Genomic DNA, 18,631 nt, shown 5'->3' with positions numbered 1-18,631 from the left:
CGAGCCCTACGTCGAGCGAGCCCTACGCCGAGCGAGCCCTGCGCCGAGCGGGCCCGCATCGAGCGAGCCCCGCGCCGCGTTCAGGCCGTAGCCGGCAACCGGACGGTGAACGTGGCGCCGGCCCCGGGACGCCCCACCGCCCGGATGGTGCCGCCGTGGTCGGCCACGATCTCGCGGGCCAGCGCCAGACCGAGGCCGAAGTGGTGCGGACCGGGGCTGCCGCTTTGCGCGAACCGCTCGAAGATGCGCTCGCGGTCGGCCGGATCGAAGCCGGTGCCGTCGTCGGTGACTTCGAGTTCGACGATGCCCCGGCCGGCCTGCCGCACCGAGAGCTCGATCCGGCCGGTGGGCTCGGTGTGGCTGACGGCGTTGTCGATCAGCGTCGCGATCATCCGGCGGACCGGCGAGCGCGCGCCCCGGATCATCAGCAGCTCGCCGACCGTGTTCAGGGCCACCACCCGGGCGCCGAGCCGAGGCCGCTCGGCCTCGATCACCTCGGCGGCCAGCGTGGCCAGGTCGAACTCCTCACAGCGCGCCGGATCGGTCCGCATCCCGGCCGACATCAGCAGGTCCTCGACCACGTCGTTGAGTTCGGCGGCGGATTGGACCATCGCGGTGAGTTCGCTGGTGAGCCGGTCCGAACCGCCGTCGGACGGCGGGTGTTCCCGGTGCCAGCGCAGCAGCATCTGAGCGCGGGTGTGCAGCCGGGTCAGCGGGGTGCGCAGTTCGTGGCTGGCGTCGGCGACGAAGCGGCGCTGCCGGTCCAGCGCGTCGCCGAGCGGGGCGATCGAGCGGCGGCCCAGCAGCGCGCCGACGATCGTGGCCAGCGCCACGCCGAGCAGCCCGACCAGCACCAGCGCGCGCACCAGGTGGTCCAGGTCGGCCTGCTGGTACCAGGTGTCGAAGACGGCCTGCCGGACGGTGCCGCCGTGCCGGACGGTCATCACGTCGTAGTCGGTTCCGGTGACGGTGACGTGGGTCTGGATCGCCGGTGCCCCGTCCGCGGCCTGGGACACCGCGGACTTCCATGGGAACCCGGCCGGGATCTGCGGCGGGTGCAGCACGGTCGTCCCGTCGAGCTCGAACAGCCAGACGCAGGGCGTCGCCTCGGTCGGATGGCCGAAGCGCAGGGCCGCGGTGAGCTGGTCGCGGGCTTGGGTGCGCTGCTCGTCCAGGACCACGCGATAGGCGCAGAACCCGAGCAGGGCCAAGGCGGCCAGGAAGCCGGCGGCGATCCGGCAGGCCAGCGCCGCTGCCGCCCGAGTGAGCAGGCGCTGCTCGGGGGCGGGCGGTGCGGACCGTCGGAGGTTCACAGCAGGCCTATCCGGTAGCCGAGGCCGTAGACGGTCCGCACGATCTGCCGGCCGAGCTTGCGGCGCAGGTAGTACACGTAGGTGTCGACGACGGACTCCGCAGCCGTGTCCGGGAACACCTGGGCGCGCAGCTGGGAGCGGGAGTGGATGGCCCGGGGCCGCGCGGCCAGGGTGTGCAGGAGGTCGAATTCGCGGGGTGAGAGCGGGACGCGGGTGCCGTCCGGCAGGGCGACGTCGTGGGCCTGCCGGTCCAGGAAGCCCGCGCCGAGCCGCAGCAGATCCGAGGAGTCGGCGAACCGGCGGTCCAGCGCGCGGATCCGGGCCAGCAGCTCGTCGAGGTCGAAGGGCTTGGTCAGGTAGTCGTCGGCGCCGCCGTCCAGGCCGCGGACCCGCTCGGCGTGCGCGCCGAGGGCCGTGAGGATCAGCACCCGGGCGGTGACCGCCTGCCGCCGCAGGCTCGCCACCAGATCCAGGCCGTCCATCCCGGGCAACCGCCGGTCTATCACCATGACCCGGTAGTCGTGGGCCAGTCCGAGATGCAGGCCGCGCTGGGCGTCGTGGGCCGTGTCCACCTGGTAGCCCTCACCCTCGATCAGGGTGCTGAGCAGCGCGGCGAGCTCGGCGTCGTCCTCGACGATGAGCAGTCTGGACTTCGCGGCGTCGGGCGCTGCCATGGCACCGTATTATGTCATACATTGATGTCAGCTCCCTGTTTCATCCGGATGCGACCGCCAGTTCCGCCTCGGGCTCGCCGGCCCCGCCTTCGGCCGGGATCGGCAGGGTGCGGTCCAGCAGGGTGAGCGCCGGGGCCGCCATCAGCGTGGTGACCAGGGCCACCAGGACCAGCGCGGTGAACAGCTCACTGTTGATGATCCCGGCCTGCAGGCCGACGTTCAGCGCGATCAGCTGCATCAGGCCCCGGGCGTTCATCAAGGCGCCCAGGCGCAGCGCCGTGGCCCGGTCCTGACCGCCGGCCCGGGCCGCGAGCCAGCAGGCGCCGAACTTGCCGACCACCGCCACGACGACGGCCAGAACGGAGAACACCAGCAGCGACCGGTTCCCCAGCAGCCCGAAGCGGGTGTTGAGGCCGGAGTAGACGAAGAACATCGGCAGGAAGATGATGCGGTTGCTGGTGCTGACCGTGGTGACCGCGCGCTCGGCGGCCACACCGCGCGGCATCACCAGACCCACGCAGAAGGCGCCGAAGACCGAGTAGAGCCCGATCTCGTCGGTGAACCAGGCGGCGGCGAACAGCACCGCGACCACGATCAACACCTGGCCGTCGGTCGCCACCGTGCCCGGACGCAGAACCCGGGCCAACAGCGGCCGGGCGGCGTAGAACACCAGCAGGGCGAACAACACGATCCCGCCGACGGCGACGACGATCGGCTTGGGCCGACCGGAGGCCATGGCCAGCACCCCGGCCAGCAGGCACCAGGCGACCACGTCGTCGATCGCCCCGCTGGCCAGCGCGAGCGATCCGTAACGGGTGCCGGCAAGACCCCGCTCGGTGATGATGCGGGCCAGCATCGGGAACGCGGTGATGGCCAGCGCGACACCGACGAAGGACGCCGTCACCGCGGGCCGGACCCCGGGGACGAAGATGCCGACACGGCCGTGCGCACCGAACGCGAGCAGCGTGCCGAGCACCAGCGGCGCGAGGATACCCGCGCCCGAAACGACGGCAGCCGCCCGGGCGATGCGCCGGTCCAGATGCGACCGGAACTCATGCCCGGCCTGGAACATGAACGCGACCAACCCGATCTGGCCGGCGACATAGAGCACCGGTTTGAGGGCCGCGGGGAACAGCTCGTGCTCCAACCGCGGCGCGACCGCGCCGAGCAGCGACGGGCCCAGCAGCACGCCGGCGACCATCTCGCCGACCACCGGCGGCTGCCCGGCCCGGCCGATCGCCCAGGAGACCAGGCGGCAGAAGAGCAGGATCACGACGACGGCGATGAAGAAGCGGGGAGCCAGGGCGGTGGCGCTCACTGGTCGGCCTCCTGGGTGGCGAAGTAGTTCCGGCACAGCCGCAGGCGGCGCGCGTCCCAGACCATGTAGGTGCCGAGCACCAGCTGGACCAAGCTGCGCCACACGTCCTCCCAGCGGTCGCGCACCCGCAGCCACGCCAACCGGGCGGCCGGGCGACGTGGCTCCGGCTGGTCTGCGGCGACCGGGGTGAGCAGGCAGGGGCCGCGGTTCGGCAGCGAGCGGGTGTGGCCGACCGAGGTGGACAGCGAATAGCGGCGCAGCATTTCGGCCGCCGCGACGCGCATGGTGAGCGGGGCGATGCCGCGGGCCGGGCAGGGCCGGTTCGCGCTGATGCCGAACGGGATGTTGTTGACCTGCTCCAGATGCTCGCGCAGCCAGCGGTCCGGGTCGAACTCGGCCGCGTCCGGGACGCCGGCGTGGTGGTACTCGGCGTAGTTGAACAGCAGCACCGAGCCGGCCGGGATCGCCGTCTCGCCGAGCGCGATCTGCGCCGAGGTGATCCGGTGCGCGACGCCGAACAGCGGGTAGACGCGCAAGGTCTCGTCGATCACCCGGTCCAGCAACTCAGCCTGCTGCTTCTCCGGGTGTTCCCGGAGCTGCCGCTGGAGCTCGGGACGGGCCGCGATCGCCAGCAGCAGATGCGCCATGCCTTCGGACATCTGCACCACGGCCGTGTTGAAGTACGTGCCCTGGAGGTAGTAGGCCTGCTCCTGCTCGGTGAGCGCGGCGGGCAGCCCGTAGGGCACGGCACCGGCGGCGATCTTCGCCTGGAGGTAGCGCGTCAGCCGCTCCCGGCGGCCCATGTGCCGGAGCCGGGTGCATTTCAGGGCACTGACGACGTCGTTCGCGTTGGCGACGATCAGGTCCCGGGCCTGGGGTGGGCACGGCTCGGCGAACACGACCTCGTAGTAGACCGCGGCCCACAGCGGCATCATCGCGTCGCGCAGCCGCACGACCCGGGCCCGGCTGGCGCCGGCGCTGGCGCTGGAGCTGGAGCTAGAGCTAGAGCTGGAACCAGATCCGCGACCGGAACCAGAACCGGAACCGGAACCGGCCCCCGACCCGTCAAGCCGGTCGAACTCCCGCGCGGCGCAGCGCGCGACAAGCTCTTCCCAATCGTCCTTACGCAGCCGCGCGATCGTACGCCGCGTAGTACGCGCGACATCGTCATACCGGGGCCCGGGCTCCAGATGCTCCTGATGGACCTGCGGACCGGGCGCCAGCCAGTACCAGAACAAGTCCGACAAGGCGGCGCCCCGGCTGCGGCCGTTGGCGGCCGGGTCGGCGTAGACGCGCTTGAAGTCCTCGGTACCGACCAGACTCCCCGGCACCGGGATGCCCTCGGTGCCGTTGACGAGGGCGAATATCCGGACGCGAAGTGCGACGACGACTCCCGGCAGCCAATAGGGCAGGCTCGCCAACACCGCCACCACCAGCACCCCGGCCACGAACCAACTCCAGGCCGTATCGCTCACCGCCGACTCCCGGCGGCCGGCCGCACCAGATCGGGCGTCAGGTCGGCCAGGCCGCGCGCGCCGCACAACGCAACCGTGTGGTCCAGCTCGTCGCGCAACAGCTCCAGCACCCGCGTGGCGCCGTCCTCGCCACCGGCGGCCAGTCCCCACACGATCGGGCGGCCGACGCCGACCGCCACCGCGCCCAGGGCCAGCGCCTTGACCACGTCGGTGCCGCGCCGCACGCCGCCGTCCAACAGCAGCGGGACGCGGCCGCCGACCGCCTCGACGAACTCCGGGAGCAGGTCGATCGTCGCGGGCACGGTGTCGAGCTGTCGGCCGCCGTGGTTGGACAGCAGCAGGCCGCTGACACCGTGGTCGACCGCGATCCGCGCGTCCTCGGGATGCAGGACGCCCTTGAGCAGGACCGGCAGTTCCGTGTGCTCGCGCAGCCAGTCGATGTGGTCCCAGGACAGCTCGGGCGACATGGCGATCTGCCGGACGTTGCCCGGCTCGTCGCCGCGCAGGTTTCGCAGGTTCTCGCAGGCCATTCCGGGCGGCAGGTCGTGGAAGCGGTTGCGGTGGTTGCGTTCGTTGGCACCGAGGACCGGCGAGTCGACGGTGACCACCAGCGCCTTGCAGCCCGCCTTGGTCGCGCGGGCGATCAGCGCGGTGGTGTCGTCCAAGTCAGGCTGCAGATACAGCTGGAACCAGAGCGTGGGCTCGTGGTCCGCCGGGGCGGCGGCCCGCGCCGCAGCCGCTACCTCCCCGACCGCGACCGTGCTCGCCATGCTCGCGATCATGATGGTGTCCGCGCGGGCGGCGGCGCGGGCCGTGGCGAGCTCGCCCTCGGTGCAGACCAGGCGGTGGAACGCGGTGGGCGAGATCAGGATCGGCATCGAGGAGCGCGCGCCGAACAGGGTGACGGCCAGATCGCGCTGCGCGCTGCCGCGCAGGACGCGTGGCAGCAGGCTGAGTCGGCCGAAGCCGTCGAGGTTGGCGCGGACGGTGACCTCGTCGCGGGAGCCGCCGGCTATGTAGTCGTAGTAGACCGGGTCGAGTTTGCGCTGGGCCACGGCCTCGAACTCGTCGACGGTGAACAGGGAGTCGAGGTCGATCGCGAGGTCGGCGGGGTCGGGCCTGGCGGGGTCAGGCCGGGCGGCTTCGGAGCCGGCATCGGGGCCGGATTCGGGGCCGGACTCGAGTCGGGCGGCGACCCCGTTGGCTTCGCTGGCGGTGACGCTCACAGCGTCGCCGCCTTCTCGAAGAAGGCCACGAGCGGCGCGCGGTGCGAGGCTTCGCCGTCCCAGTGGTTCTCCAGGTTCTCGGCCAGGTGGTGCTCGGCCAGGACCTCGCCGTCCCGATAGACGCGCACGACAGGGTGCAGATATGCCGCGTCGTGGGCTGTCTCCGGGTCGTCCTGCGCGGTGCGCCGGACCGTCACGTCGAAGCGGTCGACCTTGTCGTGGTCGGGCCCGTACTCCAGGGTCACGACGATGAGCGGGTCGTCGGAATCGGTCGCGAGGCCGCCGTCGAGCGCGTAGCCGACCGGGACCTCTTCGAAGTACCGCGCCTGGTCGCCCGCCGCGAGCAGGATGACGTCGGCCATGACGCTGAACTGCTGCCACAGCGCCGAGCTGCGGTTGACGCGCTCGATCACGGCCGCGGCCAGCGCTTCCGGCGTCGCTTCCACATTCCGCTGTGGCCAGGCCACGTGGTCCGCTCCGCGCTGCGCGAGGATCCGGCTCAGGGCCCTGACGGTGTAGCGGAAGCCGTGGATGAAGCCCGTGGTCGCCTTCTTGAATTCGCGCTGCTGCATCAGCGTTCCGGCGAAGTACAGGCCGGGCACGTTGACCGATTCGAAGGCCGGGGTCAGCTCGGCGAAGCGGTCCTTGATGGTCAGCGCGGGCACGCAGTCCCCGAAGAACGGTTCGGTGTCCAGGCGGAATCCGGTGCAGCACAGGATCCGGTCGTAGTACAGCTCCTTGACCACCTCGTCGGCGCGCGCGAAGGAGAACCGCACGAGGAACCCGCCGCCGGGCTGCGGGGTGATGTCCAGCACCTCGCCGTCCAGGATCCCGTTCTGCGACTTGAGTTGGTAGGTGTCCAGGAAGTTGTTGTTGACGGCCCGCAGGTGCCCGACGTAGTGCGTCTTCCAGGCCAGCTTCACCCCGTCGGGGCCCGCGACGTGGATCACCGCGGCCTTCTCGATCAGGTTGTCCGCGGTCTCGAAGGCCGAGTTGCCCTTGCCGAGGATCAGGACCCGCTGGTCGGTGAAGTCCGCCGGGTCGGTGGGCATGCTCACGTACTGCTCGGCGTGCTCGATGCCGGGGGTCGGCGGGATGTAGGGCTTTGACACGCCGGTGGCGACGATGACGACCGCGGCGCGCCGGACGCTGCCGTCCTGGGCCGTGACGAGGAACGGACCGTCGGCCTCGGGCCGCTCGATACGCACGACGCGGGTGTCGTAGTGGACGCTCAAGTCGGAGGCGGCGGCGAAGTCGGCGAGGTACTGGCGCAGCACGTCCGCCGACGGGAAGTAGCGCTCGGTGTAGCGGGTGAAGAGCAACTTCGGGTCGTCGGACAGGATCGAGTTCCAGTCCATCCGGAGGTTGAGCTCGGGGTCGTCGGTGCCGGTGTGGGGCTTGTTGATGGAGATCAGGGTGCGGTGCCGCGGGAAGGTCGCGAAGAACGTCCCGGGGGCGTCCCCGGCCTCCAGTACCGTGTACCGGCTGCCCGACTCTTGCAGGTGCCTGGCGAGTTGGAGACCGGCGGGACCGGCTCCGATCACGAGGTGGTCGTAGACGTCGCCGTCGACCATGGTCGTTTCGGTCACGCTGCTGTCCTCCGGATGCTCCGTGTGGCTCGGGTCCCCGTGGGGGTGAGCATGCCGGGGGAAAATCAGAGGATTTTCAGAAGTGTTACGCCGCCTGAACTGAATCGGCGTGTGAAGGCATGATGCAGCCTTCACACGCCGAGCAGATTCGGCCCCGGAATCAGCCGTGGTTGATGGACAGTGCGTAGAAGCCGACCTTGGCGCCGACGCTGGAGTCGCTGCCGGAGCTCTGGTCGTAGTCACCGGCCTTGAAGTACATGCCGTAGCCGTCGAAGGTCGAGGACGCGGTCCAGGTCTGGGCGGCGCCGCCATTGAGGCTCAGGCTGATGGTGCTGCCGCTCAGGCCGATCACGTAGCTCCACTGCGTGCCCACCGGCACGTTGCCGACGTCGGTGAGGACTTCGTTGCCGCCGGCCGGGGTCTGCTCGATGGCCATCTTGAGGTCGCCGTTGGCGTAGTAGAACAGCTCCAGCAGCGGCTTGGTCGAACCGCCGGAGCCGAGATGGATCTGGCCGACGCAGACGTGGTCAGGGACCTGCGTCACCTTCAGCGTGGCACTGAGGCTGTTGGTGGTGCCGGCCGCGAACCAGTTCGCCGCCGAGCCGTCGGAGTTCATCTCCCGCAGTTCCGAGCGCGAGTAGTTGGAGTTCGGGGTGGTGACGCCGTTCTCCGGGTCCCAGAACGTCATCGCGCCGTCACCGGAATCGGTGTAGAAGTACGAGTCCTGATAGCCGTTCGCGCCTTCGAGCTGGGCCGGCAGGATCGTGGTCGGCGAGCCCGGCGAGCCGGTCGGCTCCTGCAACTCCCACACTGACAAGTCGAAGTTGCCGCCGGGAGCCACCGAGGTGTTCAGCCCGCCGCCACCGCTGCCGCCGCCGGTGGGCAAGGTCCACTGCTGGTTCGCGGCATCGGTGCAGGACCAGATCTGCACCTGGGTGCCGGAGTCGCCCGAACCGGTGTCGTCCAGGCACTTGCCGGAGTTCGGGTTCAGCAGCTCGCCGTCGGACTGCGGGGCCCACTGCTGCGCACCGGTGCCGTTGCAGTCGTAGAGGTCGACGGTCGTGCCGTTGGCGGTGCCGGCGGAGTTCACGTCCAGGCACTTGCCGAGCACCTGCACCGTGTCGGCGCCGCTGTCCACGCTCCATTGCTGTGCGCTGGTGCCGTTGCAGGTGTAGACCTGCACGGGATTGAGGTTGGTGGTGACCGCGCTACGGTCGTCCAGGCACAGGCCCTGGTAGCCGGTCACTGGGCCGGTGGTGGTCGCGGCCGATGCTGCCGGCGCCGGTGCCGGTGCCGGTGTCGCTGCCAGGGCCGGGGCTGCGGTTGCGGTTGCGGTTGCGGTTGCGGTTGCGGTTGCGGTTGCGGTTGCCCCGGTGAGGGTCAGCGCCGCGCCGAGTGCCCCGACTGCCACCGCCACAGCCGGGCGGCGGAGGCGAGTGGGGGCGGGGGCGGTCGGCTTGTTCTGTGGGTGGAGCCATCTGTGCATAGCGAAACTCCCTCTCCGGGCCTGATTCACATATCTGAATCACAGCTATGTAGATGAACGGCGCACACGATAAGAGATGGCGGGAGGCGCGTCAATGGTTGGGGTTAGAGCGTGTTAGGGCGGGTTAGAGCGCGCGCGGATTGGTGGCTGGTCTGGCGAGGCGGCGCGGTCGCCGCAGCGCACGGACCTTTGGGGGGCTGGAGTTTGCGGGGCGAGTTGCGGTTGGGTTATGGGTTGAAAGGCGATTTTTACGGCCTTCGGTCATAGTTGTGCCGGTTCGGGGTTCGGGGTGGTGGGAATGTTTGTCGGCTGCCGGTTCCCGTGTTCACAATCCCGCCGCACCTCAGGCCTCTTCAACTCCGGCAAGTCGGAGCAAGGGCAAGAGCCAGATCAAAGACCAGATCAACAGCAAGATCAAGAGCTGTGGTGAAGGGCCGGGCCTCCGGCGGGCCTCGGCAACCTCAGGGAAACTAGCGCGGTTCCCTCGGGTGCCTGGGTGAGTCTCAGCGGCGGCGGTCCCAGAGGTGGTGCGGTCCGTTCCCCACGGTCGCGTCGTCAGCCCGATGGGTACAGCACCGGTGTCCGGGGGTAAAGTCCGCGCGCGGCGGTTGTGCAGGTAGGCGGCGGTTTCGTACGGCGCGAACTTGACCCCCGGCCACCGGCACTGTAGGCGAAGCCCTGCCGACGCGACCGAGGGGAACGAACCGAAAACCGACCGGAAGAATGGCAAAACCCAGTGGTTCGGTACCGGCGACTCGCCGAATTCGGCCGCCGGTCAAGGTAACGGCGGCGCGGCAGTCCCGAGGTGCGCATTCTGGGCTGGCGGGTGCGGGCACAGGTGTGGGCGCGGGCTCGCCTAGCCGCCAAGATCGCCGCCGCCGGATGACAGACAGACCTGACCACCAAGATGACTGCCGCCGGATGACAGATAGGCCTCACACCGCACACCGCACCCGGGCATGTTCCCGACCAACCGACCACCGACCCGCCGCCACGCACTCACCGGCAGCGGCATCAACCAACCGGTGTCCTCGTTCCCTGCGTTTTGTATTTCTCCGGCCGGTTTTCGGTTCGTTCCCCTCGGTCGCGTCGGCAGGGCTTCGCCTACAGTGCCGGTGGCCGGGGGTCAAGTTCGCGCTGAACAAAACCGCAGCTCACACGCCCAACCGCAGCGCGCGGACTTTACCCCCGGACACCGGTGCTGTACCCCCCGGGCTGACGACGCGACCGAGGGGAACGGACCGTAGCCACCTCACAAACCGCCGCCGCTGAGACTAGATCAGCCACCCGAGGGAACCGCGCAAGTTTCCCTGAGGTTGCCGAGGCCCGCCGGAGGCCCGGCCCTTCACCACAGCCCTTGACCTTGACCTTGACCTTCAGCTCTTGATCTTCACCTGGTTGCCCCCGCCGCCGCTTCCGGAGGACGAGGCGCTGCTCTTGCCGCAGGCGGCCAGGGCCGGGGCGGCGAGCAGCAGACCGGCGCCGCCGAGCGAGGCCCGCAGCAGGGTGCGGCGGTCGGTGACGGGCCCTGGTCCGTCACCGGATATCGGGGTGATACGTGATTCACGGGACATGTCGTCCTCCTGAATACGGAATGGGGGATGGCGAGATCGCCTGCTCGCGCGCGAGCAGGTATCCGTGGTGCGTGTGCAGCTATCGGCGAGCCGGGGCGAACAGGGTCTGGATGCCGACCGCGGCGGCCCCGCGGGCCCATTCCTCGAACGGCAGTGGCCTGATGGTGAGCGGACAGCGGGCCGCCGCGCCGAAGGCGTGGGTGGCGTAGGCCTGACGGATCTCGGTCTCGAACAGGTCGTGGGAGTCCAGACCCTCGCCGGAGACGACGATCCGCTCCGGGCCGACCAGGTTGACGATGGCGGTGATGCCGAGCCCGATCGCGGTCCCGGCCTCGGAGAACAGGGCCCGCACCGGGGCCGATCCGGACCGCGCGAGCTCGGCGGCCTGGCTCAGGGTGAGGTCGTCGCGCCCGGTGACCTCCCGGGCCCGGCCGAGGATCGCCTCGGTGGCGGCGAACGCCTCCACGCAGCCCCGGGCCCCGCAGTGGCACACCGGTCCGGACGCGTCGACACACACGTGGCCGACCTCGCCGGCCACCCCGTACGCGCCGGAGAGCAACCGGCCGCCGGTGACGATGCCGCAGCCGATGCCGGCGCCGACGGTGACCAGCGTGAAGTCGTCGGTGCCGACGCCCTCGCCGAACCAGTGCTCGGCGACCGTGAGGGCTTTGACATCGTTCTCGACCACCACGGCCAGACCGGTCGCCGCCCCGACCGGACCGGCCAGGTCGACCCGCTCCCAGCCGAGCAGCGGGGACAACCGGACCAGGCCGCCGGCCCGGTCCACGTCGCCGGACACCGCCAGCCCCATCAGGCGGGTCTTGGCCCGCATGCCGGGATCGGCGTCCAACAGTTCGTCGACCAGGGCCGCGAGCGTGGTCACGACCGTGGCCGGATCGCAGTCCGGCAGCGACCGGTGCGCCGAGGCCCGGATCCGGGCTTTGAGATCGCAGACCACGCCGATCACCTCGTCGGCGGTCGCCTTCATCCCGACGACGAACTCCCGGTCCGGGGTGATCGCCAGCGGGCTCACCGGGCGGCCGGCGCCCGGCGCCGTCCGTTCGGAGTCCAGTTCGTGCAGGTAGCCGTCGTCCAGGAAAGGCCGGGCGGCCTTGGTGACGGCGGCCGAGGAGATGCCCAGCCGCCGGGCCAGATCGACCCGGCTGAGCGGGCCCTCGGTCAGGACCATGGCCAGCACGGCGGTCGCGGCCGGGGTGGCAGCCAGCGGCCTGGGTGATCTGGGGTTCAGCGGCATGGCGGAAACGTAGGCTTAATAATTTCTTTCGTCAAGTATTGATTTCGTTCCGGCCGCCGCCCTACGCTCGCGCCTTGCGGCTCCCCCCGCCTTTGATCGTCTTCGGTGAGGTTGACCTGTGCGTGCTCTCCCGCCATCCGTCGTCTACGACCCCGCACGCCGTCTCTGGCTGCTGACCACACCCGCCTCGCGCTACCTGCTCCGTGAGGATCCCGACGGCAGTCCCCGGCACGTCGCATGGGGCTCGCACGAAGCCACTGAAGCCGTCGCTGCCGCCGAGGCCGTCGCGGCGCCCACGATCGCCAGCAGCTTCGACGGCGACGGCGCGGCCGACGAGCTCGGCATCGAGACCGGCGCCCGGTTCGGCCCGGCGGGCCTGCAGATCAGATTCGCCGACGGCACCCGCGGCGCGCAGTGGGCCGGCGCCGGCCACGAGATCGACGGCGGGCACCTGGTGATCCGCTTGCGGGACCGCCGGTATCCGCTGCGTGCGGAACTGCACTATCGGGTGCGCCCTGACACCGACGTCATCGAACGCTGGACGGTACTCGCCAACGACGGCCAGGAACCGATCACCGTGGGCCGCGCGGACTCGGCCGCGTGGAGCGTCCCGCTGCTCACCGACTACCGGATGAGCCACCTGGTCGGCGGCTGGAACCACGAGTTCCAGCTGCGCCGCTCACAGGTCCCGGTCGCCGAGACCGGTTTCACCAGCCGCCGCGGACTGACCAGCCACCACGCGAACCCGTGGCTGGCCATCGACGACGGCACCGCCGAGGAGGACCGCGGCCCGGTCTGGAGCACGGCGCTGGCCTGGAGCGGAAGCTGGCGGATCACGCTGCACCGGGACCCGGCCGACCGCCTCACCTGGACCGGCGGCCTCGGGCACGAAGGGCTCAGCTGGACCCTGGGACCGGGTCAGACCTTCGACACGCCGGTCTTCGCCGGGCTGCACACCGGCGACGGGTTCGGTGGCGCGTCCCGGGCCTGGCACGACTACCTGCGCCGGCATGTCATACCGACGCCGCAGGAAGACCGGCCGGTCGTCTACAACTCCTGGGAGGCGACCGGCTTCACCGTGGACGAGGCCGGACAGCTGCGCCTGGCCGAGGCCGCGGCCCGGCTCGGCGTCGAACTGTTCGTGCTCGACGACGGCTGGTTCGGCGGGCGCCGCGACGACACCGCCGGGCTCGGCGACTGGCGCCCCTACCCGGGGGCGTTCCCGCGGGGACTCGGGCCGCTCGTGCAGAAGGTGCACCAGCTCGGCATGCGCTTCGGGCTCTGGGTCGAACCGGAGATGGTCAACGCCGACAGCGACCTGTACCGCGAACACCCCGACTGGGTGGTGCACACCCCGAACCGCGACCCCACCGAGCTACGGCACCAGCTGATGCTCGACTACGGCCGCGAGGACGTGGCGCGCTGGGCCCACCGGTGGCTGGACCAGCTGGTCCGCGAACACGGCATCGACTTCCTGAAATGGGACGCCAACCGGGCCGTCACCGACGCCGGCCGGCCCGGCCACCCCGACCCGGACCGGCTGTGGATCGACCACACCCGGGCGGTCTACCGAATCATGGACCAACTCCGCGCCGACCACCCGCGACTGCGGATCGAGGCCTGCGCCGGCGGCGGCGGCCGGGCCGACGCCGGCATCCTGGCCCGCACCGACCAGGTCTGGACCTCGGACAACACCGACCCGGTGGACCGGCTGGCGATCCAGCACGGCTTCGGCATGTTCTTCCCACCCGAGGTCATGGCCGCCTGGGTCACCGACAGCCCGAACATCGCGACCGGCCGCTCCACGCCGCTGCGGTTCCGCTTCCACGTCTCCATGGCCGGCGCGTTCGGCCTCGGCGGGAAGCTGACCGAGTGGACGCCGGAGGAGCTTGCCGAGGCTGCCGAACTCATCGCCGTCTACAAGCGGATTCGTCCCGTTGTGCAGCACGGTGTGCTGTATCGGCCCGCGACGGACGGCTGCACGGCGGCGGTGCACTACGCGTCGGCCGATGGCGATGAGCACGTCATCATCGCCTGGCGGGTGGAGACGGGATTCGGACAGCGGCGTCCGGTGGCCCGGTTGACGGCGCTCGACCCCGCCGCCGAGTACCACGACATCGACCGCGATGCGCGGCTCAGCGGGGCGGTGGCCCGAACCGGGCTCGCGCTGGACCTGCCGGCCGGGGATTACGCCAGCACACTGGTTCACCTGCGGCGGGTGTAGCGGACCGAGCGAGTACGACTCCGCATCACAGAGACCGAGGCTGGCCCCAGTTCGGGCCGACCCCGGCTCAGGCCGCCGCCATCACGCGGATGGGGCTCCCCGCCTGGAACGCGGCGATGTCCTCCACAGCGTCCCCGTAGAACGTCTCGTAGAGCTCGCGGGCCACGTACCCGATGTGGGGGGTGAGCAGAGCGTTCGGCAGGGCCCTGAGCGGGTGGTCGGCGGGGAGGGGTTCGGTGTCGTAGACGTCGAGCGCGGCTTTGCCGATGCGGTTCTCGCGCAGGGCTTCGATCAGGGCCGGCTCGTCGATGATGGGGCCGCGGGAGGTGTTGACCAGGATCGCGGTGTTCTTCATCGCGGCCAGTTCGGGGGCGCCGACCAGGCCTCGGCTGCGCCGGCTGAGGACGAGGTGGATGCTCAGGACGTCGCTGTCGGCGAACAGTTCTTCCTTCGTCACGGCCCGGACGCCTTGCTCGGCGGCCTTCTCGGCGGTCAGGTTCTGGCTCCAGGCGATGGTCGTCATGCCGAAGGCCTGGCCGATGCGGGCGACCGTGGAGCCGATGCGGCCCAGGCCCAGCAGGCCGAGGGTCTTGCCGTGCAGACCGGCGCCGAGGGTGAGCTGCCAGCCGCCGGCCCGGACCGAGGCCGCCTCCTCGGGCAGGTTCCGGGCCGCGGCCAGGATCAGGGCCCAGGTGAGCTCCACGGTCGGGGCCGCCGAGTAGCCCGTGCCGCAGACCGTGATGCCCAGGCGCTGGGCGGCGGCCAGGTCGATGGCGGCGTTGCGCGGACCGGTGCTGACCAGCAGACGCAGGTCGCCGAGCTGTTCCAGGACCTCCGCCGGGAAGCGGGTGCGCTCGCGCATGGCGACGATGACGTCGAAGCCCGCCAGCGCCCGGACCACGGCGCCGGAGTCGGCGCCGGAGTCGGAGTCGGAGCCGGAGCCGGCCAACGGTTCGGTGAACACCGTGGTCTCGGCGTCCAGCGACGCCCAGTCGGCCAGGCTCAGGGCCACGCCCTGGTAGTCGTCGAGGATCGCGATCTTCATGCGGGTAGCCACACCTTTACCTTCTCATGCGGACCCGGCGATGGCCGCGCCGCGAGCCCGGAGTCTCAGTGCTCGATGCCGCTGAAGAACGCCAAGACCTGCGGGGTGGCCAGTTCGGCCGACGTGTTGTGATCCACGTCGCCGACGTCCACCAGCTTGACCTGGACGCCGTGCGCGGCCAGCTGCGCCTGGCACTGCTGCGCGTTGGCGAAGGCGACGTCCTTGTCCCCGTCGGCGGCGTAGATCTGGGCCGGTACGTTCGGGTGCCAGTCGCACGAGACGTCGTTCTGCTTCATGGCGTTCAGCAAGGCGCCCGAGGGATGCTGAAGGCGCGCGATGTACTGCGGCGTCAGGAGCGCGGCGGGGCTGCCCGGCAGGGCCGAGAGGATGTCCTGCTCCCTGTGGCTGCCGTCGTAGAGGCCTTCGACGATCGAGGCGTAGGGCTGTTGGAAGACCTCGGCCGGGTTGTCGTAGAGGTGGTAGAGGCGGTTCATCGCGACGGTCCAGTACGAGATGTAGAGGACTTCGCTCTCCGGGTCGAGCGTGTTCTGCAGGAGCGCGGGGATCTCGGCGGTGCGCACGGCGTACGGTCCGCTCATCGGCGCGACCGCCCCGAGGCGCCAGTACCTGCCGGCCTGGCCCTGCTGGATCGCGTGCGCGAAGCCCATCGCCGCGGCGCCGCCCTGCGAGAAGCCGGTGACCAGGACCCGCGGGTTCAGCCGCACGTCATGCTGTCCGGCCAGGTCGCGGCTCGCGGTGAGCATGTCCTCCGAAGCGGTGACCTCCGAGGCCAGGTCCATATACGGGTGCTCCCCCGGGCCGGTGCCCAGCCCCAGGTAGTCCGGGGCGACGCCGGCGTAACCGGCCGAGGCGAACAGCTCGACGGCCTCGCGGTCGCCGTCGCCCGCGGTCACGGAGGCGACGGCGTCGCGGGTCGGGTTGGTGCCGTGGTCGTAGGAGATCACGTTCAGCCGGCTTCCGGCGCCGGCGGGCAGCACGACCAGCCCGCTGGCGGTCGTCGGCCGGCCGTGCGGATCGATCGTGCTGTAGGTGATCCGGTAGTCGGTGACGGCGTAGTGGACCCGCTTGGTGTCTCCGAAGAACGGGACGACCGCCGCCTGCACCTGGGCCGGGGACAGCGCCGCGACCTCCGTGACCGACAGCAGCCGGCCGCGTTCCTGGTGGTGCCGGCCCAGTTCCATGGCGCCGGGGCCGGATCCCGCGGACGCGGCACCGGAAGCGGCGCTGGCCACGCCGGCCGACGTGGCGGTCAGGAGCAACGCGCCGACCGCGCCGACGGCTACGGACTTCGAACGCATCATGACTCTTTTCATGCCTCAAAGTCTGCGGGGCAGGACACGCTCGCACGATGGCCCTACGTGGCGTCTGTGGGGTGTATGTAGTGCCACTGTCGGGGGTGTATGTAATGACACCCCATGGATACCTGGACGATCAGGAAGGCCACAACCGTGATCGAAGAGGCCGACGCCATCGCCGCCCGCTACGGCCTGGAGCCACTTCCGGCCGAGGGCGGGCGTTTCCGCCAGACCTGGGCCGGGCCGCAGGACGCGAGCGGGAGGCCGGGCGGGACGGCGATCCTGATGCTGCTGACGTCCGAGCCCGGCGACTTCTCGGCCATGCATCGGCTGCCGACCGACGAGGTCTGGCACTTCTATCGCGGCGACGTGCTGGACCTGCTGCTGTTGCATCCGGATGGCCGCGCCGAGGTGCGGCACCTGGGAGACGGGCAGCTGGTGCAGACCGTGGTGCCGGCCGGATGCTGGATGGGTGGGCGGGTCGCGCCCGGCGGGGTCTGGTCGCTGTTCGGGACGACTATGGCTCCCGGGTTCGTTCCAGCTGACTTCGAGGGCGGCGATGCTGATGAGTTGGCCCGGCGCTACCCGCGGGAGGCAGAGCTGATCAGGGCACTGTCCCGGGCTGATGCTCCGACCCGCATGCCCGAGGATCTGCCCGGCCCCGGAAACCGGCGTGGCGACACCGGCGACGGACCGACGGCGACCTCAGCTTCAGCCGCCGCGCCGTGACCGATGCCGTCTGTGTCTTCGATGCCTTCGACGCCTTATACGGCGAGGAAACGCCGGCCCCGGTCCCCGACAATGACACGTCCGAAGCGCATGTCCGGGAAGTGGGAGGCGACGAGCAAGTCGCCGGTCTCGGCGGCCTCGTCGGCGATGCGGTTGCGGACGGCGGAGGCCGCGGCGGGGTCGAAGTCCCAGATGACCTGCCAGTCGCGCTCGCTGAACTGGACGACCGAGTGGGCCACGTCGCCCAGCAACAGTGCGCGACGGCCGCCGGAGGACACGACGTACACCGTGGTGCCCGGCGTGTGACCGGGCAGGTGGAGCGCGTCGACGCCGGGGGCGAGGGTGAAGTCGCCGTCGAACAGCTCCAGTTGGTCGCCGAGCGGCGTCAGCTTCGCGACGGCGCCGGGGTCGGCGCGCTCGCCGGTGACGAAGTGCTGCCAGTCGGCGCGGTGGGCGCGGTAGGTGGCGCGCGGGAAGACCGGCTTGTCGTCGACGGTGGCCCAGCCGATGTGGTCGAAGTGCAGGTGCGTGAAGACCACGTCGGTCACGTCCGCGGGGGCGACGCCCTGCTCAGCGAGCGAGTCCAGCAGCTGGCCGCCGCGGTATCGGCCGTCGTCGAAGGGCCCGACTCCGGCGTCGACCAGGACGGTCCGCTCCCCGCTGCGCACCAGGAACCCGCCCAGCGGCAGACCGATGCTGCCGTCGGCCTCGTGGTGCTCCGCGTGGCAGGCCCACGGATCCCCGATGCCGGGACGGGTCAGGATCTCGGCGGCGATCTCCACGCCGACCCCGTCCCGGATCGCCGAGACCTCGATGTCGCCGACCTTCATGCGTAGCCTCCCAAAGCCGCTGCCAGTCCAGATCCTGATTCCGGTCCGGATCCCGGTCCACGCCGAACCCGATGGCGGCTTGTGGACCCGGCAGCAGGAACCGCGGGCATTGGCAGGGAATTCCGCTACGGGACGACTTTCATCCCGGCGCGAACAGGCTGCTACGCACCGTCCCCGTAGTACGCCTGGGCGACGGCGTAGGTGTCCTCATACAGGTGGTAGCGCGTGATCTGACCGTCCTGAACCGTGGTGTGCAGGGCGAACGCGGTGTCGATGTCCCGGCCCGTCTTCTTCACCTCGGAAAGCATGCGGCCGAACAGCACCACGTCATCGCCATCGGTGATGACCTGACGCAGATCGAACTCCTTGCCCTGGACGTGGGTCCCCAGCAGTTCGAAGAACGTCTGCATGCCGCGCGCCGAGTCGACCTCGGGCACCCACGGGATGCCGGGCGGGTGCGGGATGGAGAAGGAGACCGAGTCAGCGAACAGGGCCGCGGCCTCCTCGGCCTTTCCGGCCGCCAGGAGCGGGAACAGGCGTTGGACTGTCTGCGCGGGAGACTCAGGAGCCATGCGGC

The 18,631-nt window shown here is 70.6% G+C and carries 15 protein-coding genes; 2 read left to right on the top strand and 13 right to left on the bottom strand.

What is annotated here, in order from left to right:
• Positions 1-80 precede the first annotated feature (80 nt).
• From KGQ19_RS02415 to KGQ19_RS02375, 9 genes are all read right to left on the bottom strand, one after another.
• On the bottom strand, positions 81-1,313 hold the full coding sequence (locus KGQ19_RS02415) for a sensor histidine kinase (protein ID WP_212007375.1): 1,233 nt from the start codon (positions 1,311-1,313) through the stop codon (positions 81-83).
• Positions 1,310-1,987, bottom strand: a complete 678-nt coding sequence (locus KGQ19_RS02410) for a response regulator transcription factor (protein ID WP_212007374.1) — start codon at positions 1,985-1,987, stop codon at positions 1,310-1,312. The genes KGQ19_RS02415 and KGQ19_RS02410 overlap by 4 nt, the downstream gene beginning before the upstream one ends.
• A gap of 40 nt (positions 1,988-2,027) precedes the next feature.
• Positions 2,028-3,305 (bottom strand): cation:proton antiporter, encoded by a 1,278-nt coding sequence (locus KGQ19_RS02405; RefSeq protein WP_212007373.1) that lies wholly within the window; start codon positions 3,303-3,305, stop codon positions 2,028-2,030.
• On the bottom strand, positions 3,302-4,780 hold the full coding sequence (locus KGQ19_RS02400; RefSeq protein ID WP_212007372.1) for a cytochrome P450: 1,479 nt from the start codon (positions 4,778-4,780) through the stop codon (positions 3,302-3,304). The genes KGQ19_RS02405 and KGQ19_RS02400 overlap by 4 nt, the downstream gene beginning before the upstream one ends.
• Entirely contained in the window at positions 4,777-5,862 is a 1,086-nt protein-coding gene (locus KGQ19_RS02395; RefSeq protein ID WP_230418093.1) for an alpha-hydroxy acid oxidase, read from the bottom strand. The genes KGQ19_RS02400 and KGQ19_RS02395 overlap by 4 nt, the downstream gene beginning before the upstream one ends.
• Before the next feature lie 140 nt (positions 5,863-6,002).
• Positions 6,003-7,580: an NAD(P)-binding domain-containing protein gene (locus KGQ19_RS02390; RefSeq protein WP_230418092.1), complete on the bottom strand. Its 1,578-nt coding sequence runs from the start codon at positions 7,578-7,580 to the stop codon at positions 6,003-6,005.
• Positions 7,581-7,755: 175 nt separating this feature from the next.
• On the bottom strand, positions 7,756-8,841 hold the full coding sequence (locus tag KGQ19_RS02385) for a polysaccharide lyase family 7 protein (RefSeq protein ID WP_307856320.1): 1,086 nt from the start codon (positions 8,839-8,841) through the stop codon (positions 7,756-7,758).
• Positions 8,842-10,457: 1,616 nt separating this feature from the next.
• The gene (locus tag KGQ19_RS02380; RefSeq protein ID WP_212007369.1) at positions 10,458-10,655 is read right to left on the bottom strand and encodes a hypothetical protein; all 198 of its coding nucleotides are present in this window, start codon (positions 10,653-10,655) and stop codon (positions 10,458-10,460) included.
• A 79-nt stretch (positions 10,656-10,734) separates the two neighbouring features.
• The gene (locus tag KGQ19_RS02375) at positions 10,735-11,910 is read right to left on the bottom strand and encodes an ROK family transcriptional regulator (protein WP_230418080.1); all 1,176 of its coding nucleotides are present in this window, start codon (positions 11,908-11,910) and stop codon (positions 10,735-10,737) included.
• 118 nt (positions 11,911-12,028) lie between these two features.
• Here KGQ19_RS02375 and KGQ19_RS02370 point away from each other — a divergent pair, with 118 nt between their 5' ends.
• Positions 12,029-14,134 carry an alpha-galactosidase gene (locus KGQ19_RS02370; RefSeq protein ID WP_212007368.1) on the top strand — a complete coding sequence of 702 codons (2,106 nt, stop codon included), beginning with the start codon at positions 12,029-12,031 and terminating at the stop codon, positions 14,132-14,134.
• 67 nt (positions 14,135-14,201) lie between these two features.
• Here KGQ19_RS02370 and KGQ19_RS02365 read toward each other — a convergent pair whose 3' ends face one another.
• Complete coding sequence (locus tag KGQ19_RS02365) at positions 14,202-15,179, bottom strand: D-2-hydroxyacid dehydrogenase family protein (protein ID WP_230418079.1); 978 nt, start codon at positions 15,177-15,179, stop codon at positions 14,202-14,204.
• A 65-nt stretch (positions 15,180-15,244) separates the two neighbouring features.
• Complete coding sequence (locus KGQ19_RS02360) at positions 15,245-16,513, bottom strand: alpha/beta hydrolase family protein (RefSeq protein ID WP_212007366.1); 1,269 nt, start codon at positions 16,511-16,513, stop codon at positions 15,245-15,247.
• 102 nt (positions 16,514-16,615) lie between these two features.
• Between KGQ19_RS02360 and KGQ19_RS02355 the strand changes: the two genes are divergently transcribed.
• Entirely contained in the window at positions 16,616-17,224 is a 609-nt protein-coding gene (locus tag KGQ19_RS02355; RefSeq protein WP_212007365.1) for a cupin domain-containing protein, read from the top strand.
• 35 nt (positions 17,225-17,259) lie between these two features.
• Here KGQ19_RS02355 and KGQ19_RS02350 read toward each other — a convergent pair whose 3' ends face one another.
• The gene (locus KGQ19_RS02350; protein WP_212007364.1) at positions 17,260-18,054 is read right to left on the bottom strand and encodes an MBL fold metallo-hydrolase; all 795 of its coding nucleotides are present in this window, start codon (positions 18,052-18,054) and stop codon (positions 17,260-17,262) included.
• A gap of 161 nt (positions 18,055-18,215) precedes the next feature.
• Positions 18,216-18,626, bottom strand: a complete 411-nt coding sequence (locus KGQ19_RS02345) for a nuclear transport factor 2 family protein (RefSeq protein ID WP_212007363.1) — start codon at positions 18,624-18,626, stop codon at positions 18,216-18,218.
• Positions 18,627-18,631: the final 5 nt, after the last annotated feature.

Origin of the sequence: Catenulispora pinistramenti, assembly GCF_018274385.1 — a bacterium.
GTDB classification, from domain to species: domain Bacteria; phylum Actinomycetota; class Actinomycetes; order Streptomycetales; family Catenulisporaceae; genus Catenulispora; species Catenulispora pinistramenti.
This window is presented reverse-complemented; position numbering and strand designations above follow the sequence as displayed.

What these genes read in the sequence shown, in the direction of transcription:
- KGQ19_RS02345 (WP_212007363.1), bottom strand. Translation starts at nt 18,626, where the DNA reads ATGGCTCCTGAGTCTCCCGCGCAGACAGTCCAACGCCTGTTCCCGCTC.
- KGQ19_RS02410 (WP_212007374.1), bottom strand. Translation starts at nt 1,987, where the DNA reads ATGGCAGCGCCCGACGCCGCGAAGTCCAGACTGCTCATCGTCGAGGAC.
- KGQ19_RS02390 (WP_230418092.1), bottom strand. Translation starts at nt 7,580, where the DNA reads ATGGTCGACGGCGACGTCTACGACCACCTCGTGATCGGAGCCGGTCCC.
- KGQ19_RS02350 (WP_212007364.1), bottom strand. Translation starts at nt 18,054, where the DNA reads ATGAAGGTCGGCGACATCGAGGTCTCGGCGATCCGGGACGGGGTCGGC.
- KGQ19_RS02380 (WP_212007369.1), bottom strand. Translation starts at nt 10,655, where the DNA reads ATGTCCCGTGAATCACGTATCACCCCGATATCCGGTGACGGACCAGGG.
- KGQ19_RS02360 (WP_212007366.1), bottom strand. Translation starts at nt 16,513, where the DNA reads ATGAAAAGAGTCATGATGCGTTCGAAGTCCGTAGCCGTCGGCGCGGTC.
- KGQ19_RS02355 (WP_212007365.1), top strand. Translation starts at nt 16,616, where the DNA reads ATGGATACCTGGACGATCAGGAAGGCCACAACCGTGATCGAAGAGGCC.
- KGQ19_RS02375 (WP_230418080.1), bottom strand. Translation starts at nt 11,910, where the DNA reads ATGCCGCTGAACCCCAGATCACCCAGGCCGCTGGCTGCCACCCCGGCC.
- KGQ19_RS02365 (WP_230418079.1), bottom strand. Translation starts at nt 15,179, where the DNA reads ATGAAGATCGCGATCCTCGACGACTACCAGGGCGTGGCCCTGAGCCTG.